At 66.1% G+C, this 310-nt stretch carries 1 pseudogene; it reads right to left on the reverse strand.

Annotated features, from left to right (window positions below):
* Positions 1-310: pseudogene (locus U5A65_RS40825) on the reverse strand (sulfatase); the annotation flags it as partial.

Here is a 310-nt window from a genome sequence, read left to right on the forward strand (position 1 = left end):
AACGAGCGCAAGATAGCACGCCACTGCGAGACGCCGCCGCTCCTCGCTGCCGATGGCCGAATCGTGGTCCATATGGCGCGCCTGGCGCTCGACCCACGGGTGCCGCACATAACCCGTCGACGGATGCAGCAGCGGCAGATCGAGCGATTCTGGCGGATACAGATCGAGCCACTCCTGCGGCACGACGAGCGGGAAATGCGGCGCGACGAGACCCACATACAGCACCCACGGACGTTTGTCGTGCGCGTGCTCGCCGAGCCACGTCACCGCGGTGTCGGCCACGCGCATGTCGAAGCGGTTGTAGCTCGAT

The sequence above is a fragment of the Paraburkholderia sp. J10-1 genome (assembly GCF_905220165.1).
Taxonomy (GTDB): domain Bacteria; phylum Pseudomonadota; class Gammaproteobacteria; order Burkholderiales; family Burkholderiaceae; genus Paraburkholderia.